The organism is Acidobacteriota bacterium, from assembly GCA_020845575.1.
Taxonomy (GTDB): Bacteria; Acidobacteriota; Vicinamibacteria; order Vicinamibacterales; family Vicinamibacteraceae; genus Luteitalea.
The window spans coordinates 82045-103560 of the sequence record JADLFL010000020.1; the positions used below are offsets into that span (position 1 = coordinate 82045).

At 68.0% G+C, this 21516-nt stretch carries 15 protein-coding genes; 3 read left to right on the forward strand and 12 right to left on the reverse strand.

Going from position 1 to position 21516, the window contains the following annotated elements:
• Window positions 1–42 precede the first annotated feature (42 nt).
• Window positions 43–1614, reverse strand: coding sequence for a 4-alpha-glucanotransferase (gene malQ, locus IT182_06205; GenBank protein ID MCC6162924.1), 1572 nt, complete (start codon window positions 1612–1614; stop codon window positions 43–45).
• Window positions 1614–2777 (reverse strand): pyridoxal phosphate-dependent aminotransferase, encoded by a 1164-nt coding sequence (locus tag IT182_06210; GenBank protein ID MCC6162925.1) that lies wholly within the window; start codon window positions 2775–2777, stop codon window positions 1614–1616. Before IT182_06210 ends, malQ begins: the two co-directional genes overlap by 1 nt.
• A gap of 81 nt (window positions 2778–2858) precedes the next feature.
• On the opposite strand from IT182_06210, the gene IT182_06215 reads away from it, so the two are divergent.
• Window positions 2859–3680 (forward strand): hypothetical protein, encoded by an 822-nt coding sequence (locus IT182_06215; GenBank protein ID MCC6162926.1) that lies wholly within the window; start codon window positions 2859–2861, stop codon window positions 3678–3680.
• Between the two features lie 15 nt (window positions 3681–3695).
• Here the strand turns inward: IT182_06215 and IT182_06220 are convergent, their stop codons facing one another.
• The gene (locus tag IT182_06220) at window positions 3696–5321 is read right to left on the reverse strand and encodes an amidase (protein MCC6162927.1); all 1626 of its coding nucleotides are present in this window, start codon (window positions 5319–5321) and stop codon (window positions 3696–3698) included.
• A 39-nt stretch (window positions 5322–5360) separates the two neighbouring features.
• Here IT182_06220 and IT182_06225 point away from each other — a divergent pair, with 39 nt between their 5' ends.
• The gene (locus tag IT182_06225) at window positions 5361–7892 is read left to right on the forward strand and encodes a zinc-dependent metalloprotease (GenBank protein MCC6162928.1); all 2532 of its coding nucleotides are present in this window, start codon (window positions 5361–5363) and stop codon (window positions 7890–7892) included.
• Window positions 7893–7908: 16 nt separating this feature from the next.
• Here IT182_06225 and IT182_06230 read toward each other — a convergent pair whose 3' ends face one another.
• The 7 genes from IT182_06230 to IT182_06260 all read right to left on the reverse strand — a co-directional run bounded on the left by IT182_06230 (window position 7909) and on the right by IT182_06260 (window position 17653).
• Complete coding sequence (locus IT182_06230) at window positions 7909–9216, reverse strand: hypothetical protein (protein ID MCC6162929.1); 1308 nt, start codon at window positions 9214–9216, stop codon at window positions 7909–7911.
• 67 nt (window positions 9217–9283) lie between these two features.
• On the reverse strand, window positions 9284–11830 hold the full coding sequence (locus IT182_06235; protein ID MCC6162930.1) for a hypothetical protein: 2547 nt from the start codon (window positions 11828–11830) through the stop codon (window positions 9284–9286).
• An 11-nt stretch (window positions 11831–11841) separates the two neighbouring features.
• Window positions 11842–12981, reverse strand: a complete 1140-nt coding sequence (locus tag IT182_06240; GenBank protein ID MCC6162931.1) for a prepilin-type N-terminal cleavage/methylation domain-containing protein — start codon at window positions 12979–12981, stop codon at window positions 11842–11844.
• 4 nt (window positions 12982–12985) lie between these two features.
• On the reverse strand, window positions 12986–13579 hold the full coding sequence (locus IT182_06245) for a prepilin-type N-terminal cleavage/methylation domain-containing protein (GenBank protein ID MCC6162932.1): 594 nt from the start codon (window positions 13577–13579) through the stop codon (window positions 12986–12988).
• Window position 13580: 1 nt separating this feature from the next.
• Window positions 13581–14180 carry a prepilin-type N-terminal cleavage/methylation domain-containing protein gene (locus IT182_06250; protein ID MCC6162933.1) on the reverse strand — a complete coding sequence of 200 codons (600 nt, stop codon included), beginning with the start codon at window positions 14178–14180 and terminating at the stop codon, window positions 13581–13583.
• Between the two features lie 125 nt (window positions 14181–14305).
• Entirely contained in the window at window positions 14306–15937 is a 1632-nt protein-coding gene (locus tag IT182_06255) for an alpha/beta fold hydrolase (protein MCC6162934.1), read from the reverse strand.
• 222 nt (window positions 15938–16159) lie between these two features.
• A complete protein-coding gene (locus IT182_06260; protein ID MCC6162935.1) occupies window positions 16160–17653 on the reverse strand; it encodes a winged helix-turn-helix domain-containing protein in 1494 nt (497 codons plus the stop codon).
• Window positions 17654–17764: 111 nt separating this feature from the next.
• Between IT182_06260 and IT182_06265 the strand changes: the two genes are divergently transcribed.
• Window positions 17765–18916, forward strand: coding sequence for a ScyD/ScyE family protein (locus IT182_06265; GenBank protein ID MCC6162936.1), 1152 nt, complete (start codon window positions 17765–17767; stop codon window positions 18914–18916).
• A gap of 140 nt (window positions 18917–19056) precedes the next feature.
• Here IT182_06265 and IT182_06270 read toward each other — a convergent pair whose 3' ends face one another.
• Complete coding sequence (locus IT182_06270) at window positions 19057–19758, reverse strand: hypothetical protein (GenBank protein ID MCC6162937.1); 702 nt, start codon at window positions 19756–19758, stop codon at window positions 19057–19059.
• Window positions 19755–21452 (reverse strand): sodium:solute symporter, encoded by a 1698-nt coding sequence (locus IT182_06275; GenBank protein MCC6162938.1) that lies wholly within the window; start codon window positions 21450–21452, stop codon window positions 19755–19757. The genes IT182_06270 and IT182_06275 overlap by 4 nt, the downstream gene beginning before the upstream one ends.
• Window positions 21453–21516: the final 64 nt, after the last annotated feature.

Genomic DNA, 21516 nt, shown 5'->3' on the forward strand with positions numbered 1-21516 from the left:
ATGCGATGACCGGTTGACCGTTGCCGGTTGCCCGTTGCCGGTCTATCGCTCCGACGCGTCGACCATGGCGCGCAGCGTCTCCGCTCGGGCACGCGCCGTGGGGTCCGTCATCAGGGTGTCGACCGGGATCGGGCAGGCCCAACTCCAGTTCTCGGGGCCGACGGTCGCGGGCACGTTGATACGATCGCGCCAGCCGAAGACGTCCTGGAGCGGGAACACGACGAGCTCCGACGAGGACTGCAGCAGCACCTCCAGCAGCGCCTCCCTCACCACATCGTCATAGGGCCGATCGGGTGCGATGGCCTTGTCCTCGAGACCAGGGATCGCGAGCAGCGCCGCGCGTTCGTCGATCGACGCGTCGTCCCACCAGTCGGCCATCATGTCCGTGTCGTGCGTCCCGGACGTCGCGAGCGACGAGGCGACGTAGTGCGCGGGGTCGTGGAACGGGTGGCCCTCGGCATGCCAGTCGCGCTCCCAGCGCAGCACCTTGTAGCCGGGTAGCTGGAGCCGAGCCACCGACTCGCGGACGAAGTCCGGGATCGTGCCGAGGTCTTCCGCGATGAGCGCCGCACCCGCGCTCCCGAACGCGGCGATGACGTCCTCACCGAGCCGGAGTTGGTCGTCCTCGGACTCCGGCATGAAGTGCGGTGCCTCGCCGTCGAGCGGACGGTTGTACGTGCGATAGAAGCCGACGAGATGATCGATGCGGAAGCCGTCGAACATGTCGGCCATACGCCTGCCGCGCGCATGCAGCCACGCGAACCCGTCGGCACGCATCGCGTCCCAGCGGTAAACCGGCAAGCCCCAGTCCTGACCCGTCTCGGAGAACGCGTCGGGCGGCGTCCCCACCGTCGCGTCGCGCGAGAACAGCGCCTGGTTGGCCCACACGTCAGCACTGTCGGCGCTCACCATGAACGGCAGATCGCCCACGAGCGCGATGCCGTCGAGCGCGCGGCGCGCGGCCATCCACTGCTCCTGCGCAATCCACTGCGTCCAGCACACGTCGAGCAGCGCATCGGCGTGCACCAGACGCGCGGTAGTCATCGCGCCGGCATCGCGCGTGGCAAGCGCCTCTGGCCACTCCCACCACGGACGAGCGTCGTGGTGATCGTGCAGCACGCGGAACAACGCGTAATCATCGAGCCACCAGTGCTGGTCCGTGATGAACGCCTGGAGCGCCTTCGCGCGCGGCGTGTCGATCGCCCACTCGGTGAGCCTGAAGCGCTCGAACGCGCGACGCAGCACGACATCCTTGATCGCTGTCGTCTCGACGTACGGCACCACCGGCGACGCGTTGAGATCCGCGCGGCGCTCGAAGGCGCCGGCAGGAAACGCCGACGCCCCGAGCGCCTGCACGTCGGGCACATCGTCCACGGCGATGTAGAGCGGCTCGATGGCCATGGCGCTCAGCGCCGAATACGGCGAGGTCTGCCCCGTCGCCATGTCGTTGACGGGAAGAACCTGCAGCAGCCTGAGACCGGCGGCGCGCAGCCATGGCGCGAGACGGGCGAGGTCGGCGATGTCGCCGATACCCCAGCTCCGTGTCGAGCGAGCCGCGAACAGGGGAAGCAGGAGGCCGGCGCGACGGCCGAGTGATGCGTAAGTAGATACCATCAGGTGAACTGGAGCAGCGGCAGCGTGCAGAGGACGTCGAGGCCCTGCCGCAGGTCGGCGGCGGGCGTGAGAAGGCTCACCACCAGATACCCGTCGTGCGGCAGGTCGTAGAAGTAGCCGGGGTGCACGAGCACGCCACGTTCGAGCAGCGCGAGCACGAGCGTGGCCGCGTCGGCCACCTCGGGCACACGCAGCACGACGCTCCAGCCGCCGTCGGGCACGCGCACGTCGAAGGCCGAACCTGCGAGCCTGGCAGTGATGAGCGCGAGGTTCCCGGCCAGGCGCGCCTGGATCTGTTGCCGCACGAGGGCACCCTGCTCCAGCAGCGCCGGCACGGCGAGCTGGACGGGCGTCGAGACCGACAGGTACGTGTCGGCGATGACCTCCAGCGCGTCGAGCGCCGCGCGTCGTCGTGTGTCGCCACCGCTCACGCGGATCCACCCGAGCTTGGCCTGCGGCAGGCCCACGAGCTTCGAGAGGCCATTCAACCTGAACGTCAGGACGTCCGATGATATGGGCGTCACGAAACGGTCGCGACCGCCGAGCGGATAGTCGGCAAACACCTCATCGACGATGAGCGCCAGGCCGTGCCGGCGGCATGTGTCCGTGAGCACGTCCCACTCGTCTGGTGTGGGGACGCTGCCCGTCGGATTGTTCGGCGCCACGACGATGAGGGCGCGCGTCCGTGGCATGATGCGCGCGGCGAGATCGACCTCGTCGAGCACCCACCGGCCCGCATCGCGGCACGTGTAGCGCTCGACGGTCACGGCGTCGAGTTGCGCGAGGTGCTCGAACAACGGGTAACTCGGACAGGGAACGAGTACGCTGTCGCCAGGATTGCAGAGCAGCTTGAACAGGTGCGAGTACGCTTCGCTGGTACTTGCCGTGAGGATCAGGTCATCGGGCGACCCGGGCTCGCCCATGGCCGCATACCATCCGGTGACGGCTTGGCGGCCGAACCGCAGGCCGCGCGGGTCTGGCTCGTATCGCAGGCCGGCGGCGTTCGACCACGGGGCGGTCAGCGTTTCCGGATATGCCACCCCAACCGTCGTAGGATTGGAGACGGTCAGGTCCAGAATCGGATCGGGGCGCGCGCGCCGTCCCGCCATGGCGGCTGCCAGTGGCGTCGGCACGAGCGAGGCGGGCAAGCGGGTCGAGAACACGGCCTCCGGCAGCTTACCACTCGGGATCCGGCCAACCGCCGCCCCTCGACAATCAGGGCCTGAGCGCCCGGGAGAACGCGTATGCGCACGTTGAAGCTGGCAGTACTGGCCCTTGTCGCGACGTGGACCGTCGCCTGCATCTCGGTGGACTCGGTGATCAAGGTCAAGGCCGACGGCACGGGCACCATCGAGCAGACGATGCTGGTCAACGCGTCGGCCATGGGAATGATGTCGATGATGGGCGGCGACGACAAGGACGCGGCCAAGAAGGTCGATCCCGCCACGATGTTCTCGAAGGAGAAACTCGCCGCCGAAGCGGCCAAGCTCGGCGAGGGCGTGACGTTCGTGTCGAGCGAACCCGCAACATCCGGCGAGATGTCCGGCGTCAAGGCCATCTACGCGTTCAAGGACTTCAACGCGCTCAGGATGACGACATCGCTGCCAGACATGGAGAAGGTTGGCGGGAGCAGCGGCTCGGGCAAGGGCGAACGTCTGCCCATGGTCCTCACGCGTCGCGGCGACACCGCCCTCATCACGCTCGACCTGCTCGATCAGATGGGGAAGGCCGACGCGAAGAAGTCAGGAGAGGCAAAGGCCGAGGGCAAGCAGGAGATGCCGAAGGAGATGATGGCCATGTTCGCCCCCATGTTCAAGGACATGCGCGTGGCGATCTCCGTCGAGCCCGTCGGCACGCTCGTGCGCACCAACGCCACGCACGTCCAGGGTAAGCGCGTGACGCTGTTCGATGTCGCCTTCGGCGAACTCTTCGCCGACCCGCAGGGCATGGAGAAGCTAGAAGCACTCGGCGATTCGCCGTCGATCGATCAGCTCCGGACGGCCCTCAAGGGCATGAAGGGGATCAAGATCAACGACGTCGAGAAACTCGAAATCGAACTCAAGTAGGCAGGGCGCAGCCGTTCACACCAGAGCGCTTGTGAGGTACTGGGGCGGACGACGGGCCTTGGCGCGCTGTTCGTACGCGTAGGCGATCCCGAGCAGCGTGCCTTCGGACCAGGCAGGCCCCATGAACGACACGCCGATGGGCAGGCCGCGGATGTGGCCGCACGGAACGGTGATGTTCGGATAGCCGGACACGGCAGCGGGCCCGGAACTCCCACCGGTGCCCGCGTCGCCGTTCACCAGGTCGATCAACCACGCCGGGCCGCCGCTCGGCGCCATCACGGCATCGAGACGCGACGCGGCGAACACGCGATCGAGGCCCTCGGTGCGTGAAAGACGCGCGGCCGTTGCCTTCGCCGTCAGGTAGGCCTTCTCGGTGAGCGGCCCTTTCGCCTGCGCGGCGATGAGCGTCTCCTGACGGAAGTACGGCATCTCCTCCGCCGCGTGCGCTTCGTTGAACGCGATGACGTCGGCAAGCGTCTTCATCGGCGCGCCGGGCCCGAGCGACGCCAGGTATGCGTCGACGCCCGCCTTGAACTCGTAGAGCATCAACTGGAACTCGGCAGCGCCGAACTTGCCGCGTGTCGACAGCTCGGTCTTGTCCACGATCGTCGCGCCGCCGTCTTCCAGCACCTTGATGACCTCTTCCATCGCCGCGCCCACGCGTGCGTCGGATCCGAAGAACTCGCGCATCACGCCGATGCGCTTGCCGCGCAGCGCGTCCATCCGGAGGAACGCCGTGTAGTCGGATGCCACGCGCTGCCCCTTTGTCGCGGGGTCGCGGGGATCTGGCCCCGCAAGGACCTGGAGCAATGCCGCCGCGTCGGAGACGGTGCGCGTCATCGGGCCCGCGGTGTCCTGCGTCGCCGAGATCGGGATGATGCCGCTGCGGCTCACGAGGCCGACCGTCGGTTTGAGGCCCACGAGACCGTTGCGTCCTGATGGACAGATGATCGAGCCGTCCGTCTCGGTCCCCACCGCCACGGCACACAGGCTCGCGGCGGCCGCCGCGCCGGATCCCGAACTCGATCCGCACGCGTTGCGATCGAGCGCGTAGGGATTGCGCGTCAGGCCGCCACGACCACTCCAGCCGCTCGTCGACTTGCTCGATCGGAAGTTGGCCCACTCGCTCAGGTTGGTCTTGCCGAGCAGCAGCGCGCCCGCGTCGCGCAATCGCGTCACGAGCCCCGCGTCGGCCAGCGGCTTGGCATCCACCAGCGCCAGCGACCCGGCCGTCGTCTTCATCGCGTCTGCGGTGTCGATGTTGTCCTTGAGCAGCACGGGGATGCCGTGCAGCGGTCCGCGCACGCGACCGGCGCGCCGCTCCTGATCCAGACGGTCGGCGATGTCGAGGACGTCGGGGTTCACTTCGATCACGCTGTTGAGACCGGGCCCCTGTCGATCGATCGCGTCGATGCGCCGGAGATACGCCTGCGTGATGGCGCGTGCCGTCACGGCACCCGTCTCCTGCGCGCGGCGCAGGTCTTCCACGCTGCGTTCGACCACATCGTCGCCGACCGTCAGCGCGACGCTCGAGATGCGATCGGGCGGCTGCGCGATCGACGACTGCGCGTGTGCCGATCCGCCGCCGGCGAGTGCCGCGCCACCGATGACGGAATGCTGGAGGAACTGCCGGCGGTCCATGGAGGCGGATGTTACAATTCCCGCCTTTCGGAGGCCAACATGACGTCCCGTTGCCTGGCGCGCGTGCTGCTCGCGTCGCTGTCGTTCGTCGCACTCGCCGCGTCGTCGTCCCCCGTCGCGGCGCAGGGCACCGCCCCCTCCACGACGACACCGTCGATCGCCGACCGCACGCGCGGGTGGACGAAGATGGACGGCTTCGTACCGCTCTATTGGGACGAAGCCACAGGACGCCTGTATCTCGAGATCGCCAGGTTCGATCGCGAGTTGTTGTACCAGGTCTCGCTGCCGGCCGGCATCGGATCGAATCCCATCGGGCTCGATCGCGGACAGCTCGGGGATACCGCCGTCGTGACCTTCCAGCGCGTCGGGCCGAAGGTGCTGCTCACGCAGGCCAACCAGCGATTCCGCGCGCTGAGCGCGGATCCCGCCGAACGACAGGCAGTGGCCGACTCGTTCGCGCGATCGGTGCTGTGGGGCTTCAAGGTCGAGGCCGCTGACGGCGACCGCGTGCTCGTCGACGCAACGGACTTCGTGCTGCGCGACGCGCATGGCGTGATCGATCGCCTGCGCGGAGCGAACCAGGGCGCGTACCGTGTGGACGCGAGTCGCACGGCCTTCCATCTGCCTCGCACGAAGGCCTTCCCGAAGAACTCGGAGGTCGAGGCCATCGTCACGCTCGTCACCGACGGCGCGCCGGGTCCGCTGGTGCGGCAGGTTGCTCCGACGGCAACGTCGCTCACAGTGCGGCAGCATCACTCGTTCGTCGAACTGCCCGATCTCGCCACGCACACGTACCGGCCGCGCGCGGCCGATCCGCGTACGGGCGGCATCGACATGACGTTCCACGATTACGCGTCACCGATCACGGATCCGATCGAGAAGCACTGGGTCCTGCGCCATCACCTGCAGAAGACGAATCCGTCAGCCGCTGTCAGCGACGTGGTCGCGCCGATCGTCTATTACGTGGACAACGGCACGCCGGAGCCGATCCGGAGCGCACTCGTCGAAGGCGCGCAGTGGTGGGCCGCGGCGTTCGAGGCTGCCGGCTTCAGGAACGGATTCCAGGTACGCGTCCTGCCCGCCGACGCCGATCCGATGGACCTCCGCTACAACATGATTCACTGGGTCCACAGGTCGACGCGCGGCTGGTCGTACGGCGCCGCGGTGACCGATCCGCGCACGGGCCAGATCCTGAAGGGCAACGTCAGCCTCGGGTCGCTGCGCGTGCGGCAGGACATCATGATCGGGACGGCCCTCACGAGCCTGGCCACCGACGATGACCCGCTGCGCTGCATGGCCGGCGACGCGCCCGACGCGGAGTATCTGGCGGCGCTCGATCCCGCAACAGACGTGACGGCCATGGCGCTCGCGCGCATCAGGCAGTTGTCCGCGCACGAAGTGGGCCACACGCTCGGCTTCTCGCACAACTTCGCGGCCAGCACGTACGGGCGTGCGTCAGTGATGGATTACCCATCGCCGATGGCCCGCATCGTCGACGGAAAGATCGACATGTCCGATGCGTACGGCGTCGGCGTGGGTCCGTTCGACGTCTTCGCCGTGAAGTACGCGTACGGCCAGTTCGCACCCGGGACGAATGACGCGGCCGCTCTCGCAGCGCTCGTCGACGAAGCCACGAGCAGGGGCATGCTGTACATCTCCGATACCGATGCGCGACCCCCCGGTGCGGCGCATCCGCTCGCGAGCCTGTGGGACAACGGCACCGATCCCGTGGAGAGCCTGAAGCACGAGATCGCGGTGCGCGCGATTGCGATGCGCGGTTTCGACGTGACGCACATCCCGGAGGGCCGGTCGCTCAGCTTCCTCGAACAACAGTTCCTGCCGCTGTACTTCCATCACCGGTACCAGGTGCAGGCCACGGTGAAGTCAGTGGGCGGACAGTATTACTCGTATGCCGTCCGCAAGGGTGGCGCGCCAGTGCCAGAGTCGACGCGCATCGTGCCGCCGGACGTGCAGCGTGCGGCACTCGATGCGCTGCTCACGACGCTCACGCCAGATGTGCTCGTCGTACCCGATCGCATCCTCGCGCTGCTCCAGCCACGCACCGATGCATTCGGCGGGTTCAACACGGAGCTCTTCCCGCGACGCACGGGCCTCACGTTCGACCCGGCGTCCGCGGCGTCCATCGCTGCCGACATGACGATTGCGGGCCTGCTCAACCCCGAGCGCGCCGCGCGGATCGTCGAGTTCCACGCGCGCGACGCGAAGCAGTTGCAACTGCGCGACGTCATCAACGCGATCGGACGTGCGGTCAGAGGCGACATGAGCCGCGAGAGTACGACGGCGCTCGCGCAGCGTGCGGCGCAGTCGGTGTTCGTGATGCGGTTGATGGATCTGGGCGTGAACGAGAACGCCTCGTCCGACGTCCGCTCCATCGCGCAGCGCGCCGTGGCGGGTCTGCCGATGATGCTGTTCCCAGAGGGCCAGGCCACGCCCGAGTGGGTGGCGCACAAGGTCGCCGTGCAGCGCGACGTCGAGCGCTACGCCCAACGCCCGTACTCCCCCTACACGCCCCAGAAACCGCTGGCCACGCCGGCCGGAGATCCGATCTGACCACGCCGGCCATCCCTCACTTCCCGTCGGCGAGGTTCACTCTTCTGACGATCGGTTTCTGCAGCGTCTCGACGGCGGCGGGGACGCCGGGGGCGGTGAAGCGGTGGGTCTGGCTGTTGGCGACGTAGTAGAAGCCGTCGCCGACGATCACGCCGGCTGTCGGCATGTCGTGGTCGGGCAGGTTCGCGTCGAGGACATCCACGGCGCGCACGTTGAGGCCGTCGGCCGTGAGCCGCAGTCTCATGACGCGCGCCAGCTTCGGCAGGCCGCTCTGCACGGCGATGAGATCGCCGCGATGGCTGGCGAGCCCGTCGATCCCGACGAGCGTGAGCGACGGAGCGTGACCGACGGGGCTGACCTCACGCGTCCGCATGTCGACCCGCGACAGCCCTTCGATGTGCGCGACGTAGAGCGCGCGGCCATCGCCGCTCCACGCGAGTCCGCGCGGCTGGAGATGCGTGCCGAGACTCACGAACGGTTCGATGGCGCGCGTGCCGGGCTTCCAGCGATACAACGCGCCGGTACGTCCGTCGGTCAGGTAGAGCGTGCCGTCGGGCGCCTGCACGATGTCGGTGAGCAGGTGCCCGCCCGGGGCCGCAGGCGGCGCGAGACGCATGACCTGCCTGCCGGACGACAGCTGCAGCCGATGCAGGAACGCCTGCCCTTCCGCATCCTCGCCGTAGCCCTGCATCGTGCGCTCTCCGGCGCTCAGCACGTAGAGCGCGCCACGCACGTTGTCGGCCACGAGGCCGCGCACGCCGAGGAATCCTGCTTCGCGAAACGTCGCGTAGTCCGCGATGCGACCGTTGATCTCGTCGACCACCACGACCTTGCGCTTGTGGAGGCTGCCGACCAGGAAGCGTCGCGATCCCCTGTCGTACGTCATCGCGTCTGGGAAGAAATCGGGCTCGTTGAGCCGGAAGGCGACGACGCTGTGCTCGGCGGGAGCGACGACCGCCTGCAGCCGCGCCTGCCATGCGGGCCACGCCTGTTGATCGCGCAGCGTCTCGAACGCGGGCGAGACGAGCACATCTGCCGCAACGCCCTTGTCGGCGAGCAGGCCCAGTGCGTCGAACGCTTCGCGGTAGCGCTCCGCGAGCGTGTATGCACGCACCTGCGCGTAGAGCAGGAATGGGTGATTGGGTGGCGCACGGCGCGTCGCCCGCTCGACGGCCTCGACTGCCGCCCTGGCGTCGCCGCCGTCGATCGCGACGACCGCCGCGTCGTACAGCGCCGGCCACTCGGGTGCGTCAGCCGCGTCGCCGGCACGCACCGCCGTGCCCGCAAGCATCCCGACCACGACGATCCACGCCCAGCGACGCACGATCTCGATTGTAGCCGCCGGTGAGCGGAGGCGCCTGGACGCACGCCAGAGGCGTCAGCCCCTTCGACTATTGCGTCGGGCGCAGGAGCTGCCTGAACGTCAGCGTGTTGATGTCGCGGAACATCGGCGTGCGCGGGGGCAGCATCGACGGCACGAGGAACTCCTCGTCGAACGCGACGCTGCGGTCCGGAGGGCTGTACACGTTGCGGCAGCACTTCCACGTACCGACGGACTGCCGGCTCGTGAAGAGACTGATCATCGAGCCGCGATAGTTGAAGATCGCGGAACCCCAGTTCTCGACAAACCGCATGAAGTTGTGCGCACCGCCGTCGGATCCGTAGTTGGCGGCGTCGAGACCGTTGTTGTTCGGGAACGGGAAGTTGATGCCCTTGCCCGAGATCACGCCCATTCGGTACCACGTGGTCGCGGCCGTGCGCGCGGCGTGGTTGTGCGGCGTGTTGAAGGAGTTGGCGTCGTTCCAGTTGCGCGACAGGAGCGTGACGGCGTCGGCGATGATGGCAGCGGACCTGTGGTTGCTGCCGTTGAAGCCATTGGAGTTGCACGATGCCGTCGGCAGGCCGCAGGCGTTGTAGTTGCCCTGCACGTAGACCGGGTTCTCGGAGGCCACCGTCAGGCCCTGCGGGCCGTTGGACGGCAACTGGTTGAGCCCACCGTTGACGAGCTTCAGGGCCCTGCGGAAGAACACGGCGCGATTGGCGCGCGCGACGCCGGAGTTGACGCGGCTTCCCCATACGTTCACGCCGTTGTTGATCGGGCTGCCGGCGCCCCAGGGGGTCGTGGCGCCGACGCTCAGCGGATTGATCACCGTGTACGGGATGACGGGCGTGTTGCCATAGGTCTGGAGGGTTCCGTTCCCGTTCATGTCTTCGCCGGTCTGGAGCGAGCCATTCGGCGTACTCGTCGAGTCGGTGTTGATGAAATCCTCCCAGCCGTACTCGCCCGTCTCGACCCCAGCGTTGCTGTTGTTACGTCTGTCGGAGAAGTACACCACGTAGCCCGTCTCGTCCTGGGAGCCCGACCCACTCGTCCCGACGTGTCCCAGCAGCCAACGCCGGTAGTTGTTGACGTCGAACTCGACGTAGTGCATCACGCCACCGAGGTACATGTCGTTCTGCGACGTCGACTCGGCGTCGCGACGGAGTCCTTCGCGGGGGTCGTACAGCGTGTTGGGCCAGAAGTCCGTGCGCGGCGCACTCGTCGCCGCGCTACCGCAGGTCCCTGTCGCGGGGCCTTCCTTCACGCGCTGGATGCGGATGACCGCGTTGGGGTGCACGTCCGAGCACGAAGCCCAGAGGTTCCTGCCCGAGATCCCGAGCGAGAGGATCTCGTTGGTCACATCGGTCCAGGTACCGGCCGTGTCCTGCTTGTTGATCAGGATGAAGCCTCCGGTCAGCGCCGTACCGTTGGCAGACCGGTAGCCCTGGCGCTGATTGCCGTTCGATCCGGCCAGCGGGAAGCCCCCCGCCGCCACCGGAAGACTGGCCGTCTCGAGCGAAACGGGCGTCCCGACGACGTCGGGCAGCGACGTCAACTGTGCCGGCGTGTCGGATAGCAGGATGCGCAGCGACGCCAGGTTGAAGAAGCGCTGCGGCCTGAGCGTCGGCGGGTCCGGCGCGAGGGGGTTCGGCCTGCGGATGATGTCCACGGGCTCCGCGCCATCGCTCACGAGCGGGAGTTCGAGCGTGCGCGCGCCGGTGTTACCGGTCTTGATGTAGCCGTTGTAGTTGCTGTTGCCCAGCGAGAGGGACGTCCAGTTCGTGTTCGCCGCGGAGCCGAGCGTGCCCGTGAGGCTGCCCTCGTTCATGGCAAGGTTGCGGCACGACGCCATCCCGGCTGGCGGCGGCTGGCACCCGGCGGCCTTGGCCATCCTGATGGTGCCCGTATACGAGGAGGCCGACCTCCCGTTGGCGAAGTGCGTCCTGACGATCTCGCCCACCGCCGTCACACGGTCGGCCAGGGTCAGCGTCGTGCCTGCGACCGACGCGATGAAGATGTTCTGGTTGCTGTGCACGCGGCCGCCGAACGCATAGTCGTTGGCGTGGAACGACAGGTTGTTCTCCGAGAAGATGCCGAACTGGAACACGGGGACGCCAACGGTCTGCATCGTTCGGCGCATCCGGACTTCCCCTCCCGTGAGTGAGCGGGCCGTGACGGTGATCTCGTAGGGCGTCAACAGGCCCACCAGACCCTGGAAGGGGCCGGCGGGCACCTGTCGCGTGACGGTCGGCCGCGCCTGCACGCGATAGCCCGACCCTGCAGTACCGCCGGGCGCCGTGAACGCGAATCCGTCGATCACGGGAGGATCGGCCTCGAGCGACGCCAGTACCGCGCCGTCGGGGCTGTAGTTGCCGCCGAGGAAGACGTCACCAAGGTCGGACGTGAGCTTCTCGATGCCGGCATGCGCCGCGGCGTAGGCCTGTGTCTGGTCCCGGTTGAGGCCGCCGCTCTGCTGGTCACCAATCACGACGGCGATGAAGCCGACCATGATGGCCGAGATGAGCATCATGACCATGATGGTGGACAGCAGCGCCATGCCGCGCTCACTCGACCGGAGGACGGCTGGCGCGCTTGGAAAATGGGGTCGACTGGACATGGACGGGGTCCTCATGAATAGCGATCCACGAGCGCGAGGCTTCGCAGGCTGACCTGCGTGTTGAGCGTGTTGCGGAGAAACTGTCGTGTCTTGGGATGCCGCTGAGAGGAGCGCCCCATGAGGTGCACGTTCACCTTGCGGATCTGGTTGGACGAACAGGCCAGCGGCGCACACGCGCCGGTTCCGGCGATGTCCGAGGTATCCAGCGCGACGTCGGTCGGATTGCCGACATCGTCGATGAGGTCGTATGTCAGCAGGAGACTGTCGATGGAGAACGCGACCACCGTTGGAGGCCTGGCGTTGATACGACGCATCAACCGGAACCCGGTCTCCATGGGAGTGGGGTCGATGTAGTAGGTGACCATGCGGATCCGTGTCGCCACCGACGGCACCACCATCTGCCCGCACGGGTTGGGCGGTGGAAGCTCACAGGCGGCCGTCTCCGGAACGAGGCTGACGTAGTGGGCCAGCGTACCGATCACGCCGACCCCGGTCTGGTTCAGGTTCATCGGATCGTTCACGTCGAAATACACCGTGTTGTTCACGATCCGGCTCACGTACTTCAAGGTGCTCATCGACTGCTTGGTCAGCATGATCAAGTCGCCGACCTGCAGGTTGTCGCGCGCCACATCGGGGTTGTCGCTGATGTTCAGCGTCGGCACGACCGTCATGTCCGTCGCGTTCAGGGCGCTGAGCTGGACACCCTCGAACGCGCTGTCGGCGCCGATCGCCGTCACCATGTCGGTCGGCGCGAGGTTCACGTCGGGCCCGAGCGCCGGCCCGGACGTCAGCGCCGGGAGCGCCACCAGCGCGGGATCGAACTGATAGACGATCGTGTTCGGGCTGTTTGCCGGGTCCAACGGTCCCGGCCGACGGACTGGCGTCGCGCCGGCCCCCGAAGGAATCCCGACCACGCGCCCGGCGGGCAGCCCCTGCCCCGTCTGCAGGAGATCGCGGATGATGAGATCCATCGCGACGCGCAGATTCTGGTTGGTCGTCGTCGTGAGCGACACCGTGTCCTTCGCGACCGAGACGTCCATCATCACCGACATCACGCCGGACATCACCACGACCATCACCGCCATGCTGAAGACGAGCTCGACCAGCGAGAAGCCCGCCTCGTGATTCTTCTTCGATGTGTAGTCAGCCATGGCGTCAGGAGTAGTTGGAGATGAATGTCGTGAGACGGTACGTCCGCTCGATGGCACCGACGCGATAGCGAACGCTGACGCGAACCTGGCGCAGCGAGTTGCTGAGGTCGCAAATCTCGATCTGACGCCAGTACTGCGTCAGTGATTCTTCCCTGTCGTCGGCGGTTCCTGCCTCTCCGTCAGGACCTGGGTGGCGGATGACCTCGACGTCTCCGTCGTCGGCGGTGTTGACCAGGCCGTCAGCGCCGGGGGTGAGCAGACCACCGGCCTGCTCACCCTCCAGGAACACACCGGCGGTCGTCGAGTTCCAGCCGGTCGGTTGGGCAACGCCCTGGCACATGCGCGGGGTCGCGTCGTTCCGGATCTCATGCCAGGCGAGGACGCGCGTGTCGCGCGCCGTGTGCACGGACTCGATGGCCTCGCGTGCCTTCTCCCGGGCAATCAGATTGGCCGAGGACGTCGACACGTTGGACATGCCCATCACGAAGACCTGAGCGAGTCCGAGCATCGCCGTCGACAGCAGCAGGAGGGCCACGAGGGCCTCAAGCAGGCTGAACCCACTCTCGTCGGTCGCACGCGATCGAGATGGTGACGTCATATCAGTCAACCCAGTTCGCGCCATTCCAGCTCCAGTCACGCAGAAGCGCCGTCGCACCGAAGATCGTGAGGGCACGCGACGTGAGGGGGTCGTCCCTCCTCGCCATGAACACCGTCCCGTTGACCACGTCGCCGCTCTGCGAGACGAGCGTGCCCTCCGACGTGAATTGCCAGGGTTGTCCGCCCGTGAACTCGATGGCGTCACCGATCGGGGCGAACCCGTCCGGCGTGTCGGGCACACCGGCATCGAAGCGGCGGAACTCCATTCCCTGCGACACGGTGGTCTGCGACACGAGGGTCGTGCCCGTCACGATGATGTTGCCCAGACCGTCGACGCCCAGGTCGTCGCGGCGCACTTCGACGATGTTGGGCGTCACGAACGTGATCGTCATGTTGCGACGCTCCGTGATGGCTCGCTCCCTGGCCGTTCGCAGCGCCGCCATCAGCTCGGAACTGCCGGAGTCGGCGCGTGCCAGGCTGACGGCCAACGGCGTCACCAGCACCGCCATCGCCAGCAGGACGCCGACGATCGCCCCGACGATGAGCACTTCGAGGAGGGTGAAGCCCGCCGTGGACCGGAGGTCGGTAGTCGTGAATCGCATGGACAACTCGCCACTGCCAGTAAGGCAAGAGCCGTACCAGCGAGCCCAGCCGACGCAATACGGGCCGGTCGGCACGCGTGCGGCGCGGCCGACCGGCCCGGGATCGATCAGAGTTGTCGCGCGACCTACGGATTCTGTAATTCGCTCGTCGACAGGCCGTTCTGCGAGAGCGCCAGCACCCAGTCCGTGCGCACCTCGAAGTAGCCGGCCACGAAGTTCCCGAGATTCGGCTGCTCTCCGCGCCCTCCGGTGATCGCCTCGAAGAACCCATGATTGGCCCGCGCGAACTCGCGAATCGTCACGTCGTGGCGGCCGGCTTCGCGCACGGCCTGTTCCATGCGCGCCTTGTGCACCTTCGGCGGCACCACGCTGTCGAGCTCGCCATACAACACCAGCATCGGTACCTGAAGACGCTTCAGCACGGGCAGCGGGTCATACGAGAACACGTGGTCCCAGTGCCACCGCAGCGAGTCGAGCGACCCGGGCGCGTTGACGTACGACAGCCAGCCCGCGCGCGCGCCCACGGCCATCGCGTGTTCCAGCCGCGACCAGCCCTCACCCGTGCGCGCGACCTCGAACTTCTGATCCATGAACGCCACGGCCTGCGCGATGGCCTCGCCCTTCTGTCCGTCTGCGCGCATGGACGTCTCCACGCGCAGGCGCTCGTGCTCGCGCGGCGTGAGCACAGGCGCCGACTCGACGATCACGAACGCGACGTCGCGCGACTTCACGGCGGCGAGCGGCGCAACCCAGCCACCAAGGCTCATGCCGTGGACCCCGATGGCCGATGACCGGATCTCCCGGCGTGTGCGCAGGTAGCGCACGCCCGCGAGCGCGTCGTCCGCGAGGTCGTCGAAGGTGGCGCGCGCCCATCGTCCCGTCGAGAGACCCGTGCCGCGCTTGTCGGTGATGAGCACCGCCACGCCGTTGCGCGCGAAGTGATCGGCGAACGGCCGCAGCGTGTCGCGCGTGACGGCCCCGGAGCCATGGATCATGACCACCGCCGGGTGCGGTCCCGGGGTGACAGGGAGCAGCAGGCTGCCGGCGATGCTCGCGTCGCCGCTCGCATAGCGCACGGGGACCTCGTCGTAGAGGTGGCGTCGCCCGGCAACGACCCGCCGCCCACGACGCTCGACCGTCAGCGACGTCGCGCGACCCGCGGCGTCACGCGACGCGCGCAGGCGCAGCACGACGGGGAATCCCGTCGACACCGACGGGCCGGCGACGAACTCGTCAGGCCCGAGAGCGAAGAGCGCGCCGGTCCGGCCCGTTTCGTAGTCGACGTACACGGGGCGTTCCTGACCCCTCGCCACCAGCAGCACCTTGCCTGGCGCCCATTCGTACGTTCCGTACACACCGGCCATGTCGGCGTCGGTCACCGGAGCGGTACGAAGCAGCGTGAAGCGCGTCTGCGCGTACCCCTGGCGCACGCTGCCCGTCACGCGGCCAGGGCTGTCGAAGCGGCCGTCGAACTGCAGGTTCCCATCGAGGCCCGGGATCTCGAAGGCCAACCTGCGCCCGTGCTGCGACACGTTCGTGAGTGCGATGCCCGCCTCGCCGCGCTGCGGCAGATCGATGGTGCCCGCGAGCGCGGGCTCGCGGGTGAACGTCGCGTCGAGCACCACGGTGGTGTTGCGATTCTCGAAGCCGCCGATCCAGTGTCCCGCGAGGTCGGGCCCGGCACTGCGTGCGGTGTCCGGCGTGAGAAGCAGAGTCGAGAGTACGAGTCCCGATCGAAGCCTGGCAGCGAGTGGCATCGCGTCCTCCGTGAAGTGCCGTTGTGGCCGGAAGACGATGCGGCGCAACAGCCGTTCGCGGGTTTGACGCAGACGGGACGGCGCGTGTGACGGCACGGCGGGGAGGAATGCCGAATGACGAATGCCGAATGTCGGGCACCCACAAGGGGTGCCCCTACATGGAGGAACAGGCGTAGGGGCGGCCCTTGTGGCCGCCCGTTGGGAGCCCGTGCGACTTTCGCGCTACGGGAGGGGCAGGTCCAGTCGCTTCACGAGGGCGACATAGCCCGGGTGCGCCCGGAGGCGACGGAAGATGGGATGGACGTTGATCGACGGGACGCCGCGCCCGTACTGGTCCGCCGCGCGTTCGAGCCAGCGCACCGCCAGGTCATCTTCGCCGAGCGCCGCGGCGAGCATCGCGAAGTCCGTGGCCGGGACGTGACTCGTCGCGGCCTTCGCTTCGAGCGCCCGCCAGACTTCGCGGGCGTCCGCCTCGCGCCCGGCCAGCGCATGGACGATGCCGACGGCCAGCGTGGGCTCGTTTCCGGCTTCGACGCGTGCGGCCCGCGCCGCCGCGAGCGCCTCGTCGAAGCGCCCGAGATCGGCCAGTACCAGCGCGCGGAAGTACTCCGCCAGGCTGTTGGACGGCAGGTACTCGCCTGCGGCGTCGAGCGCGGCGAGCGCGTCCGTCGGCCGGCCGGCGAACATCAGCATCACGCCACGCAGCGCTTCTTCGCGTCCCGGTGTCGACGCCAGCTCGCGCGCGCGGTCCATCTCGGCAAGCGCCTCGTCCACGCGCAGGCGCGACACGAGGAACAGCGCGTAGAGCTGCCGGAGTTTTGCGTCACGTGGATCCAGCGCGATGGCACGCCGATGGCTCGCGTCGGCGCCGTCCCAGTCCCTGTCGTATTGCTCGAGCACGTGCGCAAGCGCCGAATGCGCATCCGCGAGCGTCGGATCGAGCGCGATGGCCTTGACGGCGGCAGCCCGCGCACGCGGCAGCACCGTCTGGGAATCGGCACTGCCATAGATGTGCAGCCGCGTGAGCGCGTGCGCGAGACCCGACCACGCGCCCGCGTACGAGGGGTCGCGCCGGGCCGCCGCGTCGAACCGCTCCACCGCCTGGAGCGCGCCCACGCGCGTCTGCTCCCGCAACAGGACTCGCCCTTCCTCGTGAAGGCGGATCGCCTCCGCATCGAGCGAGTCCACGCCGAGCGGACGACCGACACTCGCGCCAGGGTCCGGCCGACGAACGGCCCAGCCTGCGAACAGCACCATCGCCGCGACCACGAGGCACGCCGTGAGCCACACGCGCGGTCGCCACGCCAGACCGCTGGCATGCAGCGTCGGGGGCGTCGTCGACCGCCGCTCGACACCATCGACGCGTTCGGCGGGATCGTCGACTGGTGATCCGGGCGTCGCGGTATCGGCAGCGGACTCGACCATCACCGTTGCATCGAGTCTGTAGCCGCGTCCCCTGACGGTGGTGATCGGTGCCGCCGCGCCGAGTACACGCCGAATCTCGACGAGGCACTGCACGAGTGAGTCCGGCGTCACGCTCACGTCCGGCCACACGGCCGCGAGCAGATCCATCTGCGAGAGCAGGGTTCCCGGATGACGGGCGAAGTGCAGCAGGACGTCGTACGCCTTCGGGCGCAGGACCACGGGCGTGCCGGCGAGGCGCACCACGCCCGCACGCACATCGATGGTCACGTCGCCGAAGCGGAGCTGATCCACGAGAGATTCGCCTTCGGATCGTCGACGTTTCGTCGCCCCGTCGTTCGACGGTGCGGCGTGCGTCGTCCTGTGCTGTGCGGGGCGAAGTATAGCTCCGAAGGAGGTTCGATCTTGCGCACCGTACGATTGCTCGGCATCACGTCCCTGCTCTGCCTGACGGCGGCCGTCTCATCCGCACAGCTCATCCAGGAACACGTCACGGGACTCCTCTCGCCGGTGCGCACGCTCGCGCTGCCCGGCGGGGCGTTGCTCGTCGCCGAAGCGGGGCGAACGACGGTCAACTCCGGTCGCGTGTCGCTGGTCGACAGGGATCGGCGCCGCTTCACCGTGATCGATCAGCTGCCATCGGGCTTCCATGGTCCGGCCAACGACCCGACAGGCCCGTCGGTCGTGCTGCTCTTCGACAGGCGGTTGTACATCCTGATCGGCAACGGCGACGTCTCGATCGCCGCCGCGGGCGGGATCGAACGCGTCAACCCGTCGCCCTCGTCACCGCTCTTCAGTTCGATCCTGCTGCTGGAACTGCCCGACGATGACGGCGACATCGCGACGGGCTTCCGCTTGCCGCGCTTCGCGCACGAGACGATTGCGCGAGGCGAGGGCGTCTATCTCTCGAATGCCGACGGACGCACGGCACGGCTGTCGCGCGTGGTGGACTTCGTCGACCACGTCCCGATGCCCCGGCCGGACGTGCCCGACAACGTGCAGATCTCGAACACGTTCGCGATGGTCGGCAGCGAAGCGCGGTTCCATGTGACGGATGCCGCGCGCAATCTCGTGTGGACGGTCTCGCTCGCCGATCGGACGCCGGCCGTCGTCGCAACGTTCCCGCCCGTGCCGAACACGGTAGCCGGGCTTGGTCCACCCGTCGTCGATCCGGTACCTGCGTCGATCAGGACGTGGGGCGACGAGTTGCTCGTGTCGTTCCTCTCGGGATTCCCGTTCGGCCCCGGCGCCGCGCGCGTCGCGCGTCTCGATCGCCACACGGGTGAGGTCCGCACGCTGATCGGCGGCTTGCAGACGGCCGTGGACGTCCTCCCGGTGGCGCACGGGCGCGGGCGGTTCTACGTCGTGGAGTACAGCACGAACTTCACGGCCGGCGCTCCGGGACGCCTGCTGCTCGTGGACGATGTCGACCGTGCGCCGCTCGTCATCGCGGAGGGCCTGATGCAGCCGACCAGCGTCAGCCGGAATGGCGCGGGCGATCTGTTCATCACCGAGATCACCGCCGGCCGCATCGTGCGCATCGTCGCACCGGAGTGAGACGGGGCGCGGAGGGACGAAGGGGCTTGTCGGGCACCCACAAGGGGTGCCCCTACATGTCGGAGGAACAGGCGTAGGGGCGGCCCTTGCCTGCCCTCCGTAGCTGCGCAGCAGCGGAGAGGGTGGCCGCCCGTTGGGGGTCAGAAGATCCGGTACGCGGCGCCGACGGCGATCTGGATGGAGCTGGCGTTCTGCGTGACGCGGCGGTTCGACGAGCCCGACGTGAAGGTGATCTCGGGCCGATTCCACGCGTAGGCGACGGATGCACGGAGTGCGACCTTGTCCGTGATGTCGCGCCACGCGGTACCCTGCACGCGCCAGGCGAACGACACGTTCGCGTCGGTGGACACGATCGTGCTGCCGAGTCCCGCGAGCGGGCTCGCGCCGGACGCAAGCTTGAACCCGTTGAACGACGGGCCCGCCGCGAGGGCGGCGTCGTAGCTCAACTCCCTGCCGACCCACGTGCGACGCACACCGACGAGGATCGGCCGCACCGAGAGCTTGCCCAGGCGACTGCCGGGATGGCCGAAGACGTCGGCATCCACGTGCGTGGCGAACCATCCCATCATCGGGCTGATGGCCCACCCGCTCTGCGCCGGCGTGCGGAACAGGAACCGGAACGGCAGCGGATTCGACACGTCGCCGTTTGTCGTGATCACCTTCTCCACACCGAGGCCGACGGCGAGCCCCGTCCACGGGCGCTGACGCTGCACCGTCGTGATCCGCGGCGCCTCCTGCGGGGGCGTGGGCTCCGGATCCTGGCCATGCGCGGTCGTCGTGAAGAATCCGACGGCGCTCGCGACGAGCCCGATGACTGCCGCGCGTGCGAGCGCCCGCCTCATGCGGGGCGCCCCTGCGCCGGCGCCGGCACGACGACGCTCACCAGCAGGCCGACAATCACCACGCCGAGCGCGCCGATGACGTTGTGCCAGAGATACGAGATGTCGGGGCGCAGCCACGCGACCGAGGCCACGCACGCCATCCCGCCGATGAGGCCGACGAAGGCGCCCGTTCCCGACGCCCGCCGGGTGACCATCGCCAGCATGAAGACACCGAGAATCGAGCCGTAGAAGAACGACCCGAAGCGGTTGACGACCTCGATGAGTGAACCGAGATCGACGGCAAACAGCGCAACGACGCAGGCAAACACGCCCCAGAACGCCGTCGCGATGCGCGACACCGTCAGGTAGTGCGCATCGGGAGCGTCAGGGCGCAGCAGGCGCCTGTAGAAATCGATCACCGTCGTCGTCGCCAGGGCGTTCAGCTCCGAGGCGATGCTCGACATCGCCGCCGCCATGATCGCGGCGAGGATGATGCCGACGAGTCCGACAGGGAGGTGCGTCGTGACGAAGGTGGGAAAGACGTAGTTCACGTCGCGATACGAGCGGTCGCCTGTCACGTCCCGCACGAGCGTGGTGGCGTCGTTGCGTACCGCGCGCATCGCAGTATCCGACTCGAGAAATCTGGCCTGTGCCGCGGAGCGTGCCGGCGCGTCGTCTGCCACTGCGAGCGCGCGTGCCGCCTCGCGGCGCGCCTCGAACGCCGAGGCGAAGCGCTGTTCCGCATCGACATACCGGCCGGCGAGCGCGCTGTCCCTGACGCGACCCTCGTGCTCCGGATTGAACAGCATCGGCGGCTGGGTGAAGAGGTAGAACACGAACACCAGGACGCCAATCATCAACACGAGGACCTGCAGCGGAATCTTCCAGTACGCGCTCATGTAGAGCGACGAGGTGGCCTCCTGCTCCGACCGCGCGGTGAGATAGCGCTGCACCTGGCTCTGATCGCATCCGAAGTACGACAGCATCAGGAACAGCCCGCCGATCAACCCGGACCAGAACGTGTAGGTCTCGCTCAACGAGAAACGGAAGTCGAACACCTGCATGCGGCCGGCGGCTCCGGCAACGCGCAGCGCGTCACCGAGACCGACGTCGGCGGGCAACCCGAGCACGAGGGCGACGGCCACGGCGACCAGCCCGAAGACGATGACGTACATCTGCTTGACGTCGGTCCACGTGACCGCCTGCACACCGCCGAGCATCGTGTAGATGGCTGTAGGCATGCCGATGAGCAGCACCGTCAGGGGCAGGTTCCATCCCATGATGATGGAGAGGATCACGGCGGGTGCCGAGATGATCGTGCCGCACGAGAGACCGCGCGAGATCAGGAACAACGCGCTCGTGAGCGTCCGCGTCTTCAGGTCGAAACGGCGCTCGAGATACTCGTAGGCCGTGTACACGCGGGCGCGATGGAAGAACGGCACGGCCGTGACCGACAGGATGACCATCGCGAGCGGCAGCCCGAAGTAGAACTGCACGAAGCGCAGGCCGTCGACGTAGCCCTGCCCGGTCGTGCCGACCATGGTGATCGCGCTCAACTGGGTCGCCATCACGGCGAGGCCGACCGCCCACCAGGGATTGCTGCGGTTGCCGAGGAAGTACCCCTCGATCTCCTTGCTGCCGCGCGTGTGCTGCACACCCGTCCAGACAATCCAGGCGAGGTACAAGACGATGATGAGCCAGTCGACGGGGTGCATGGTGTCAGGGGGCGAACGTCTGCTGGAAGGCGAACAACAGCAGGAGCGTGAGGATCTCGACGAC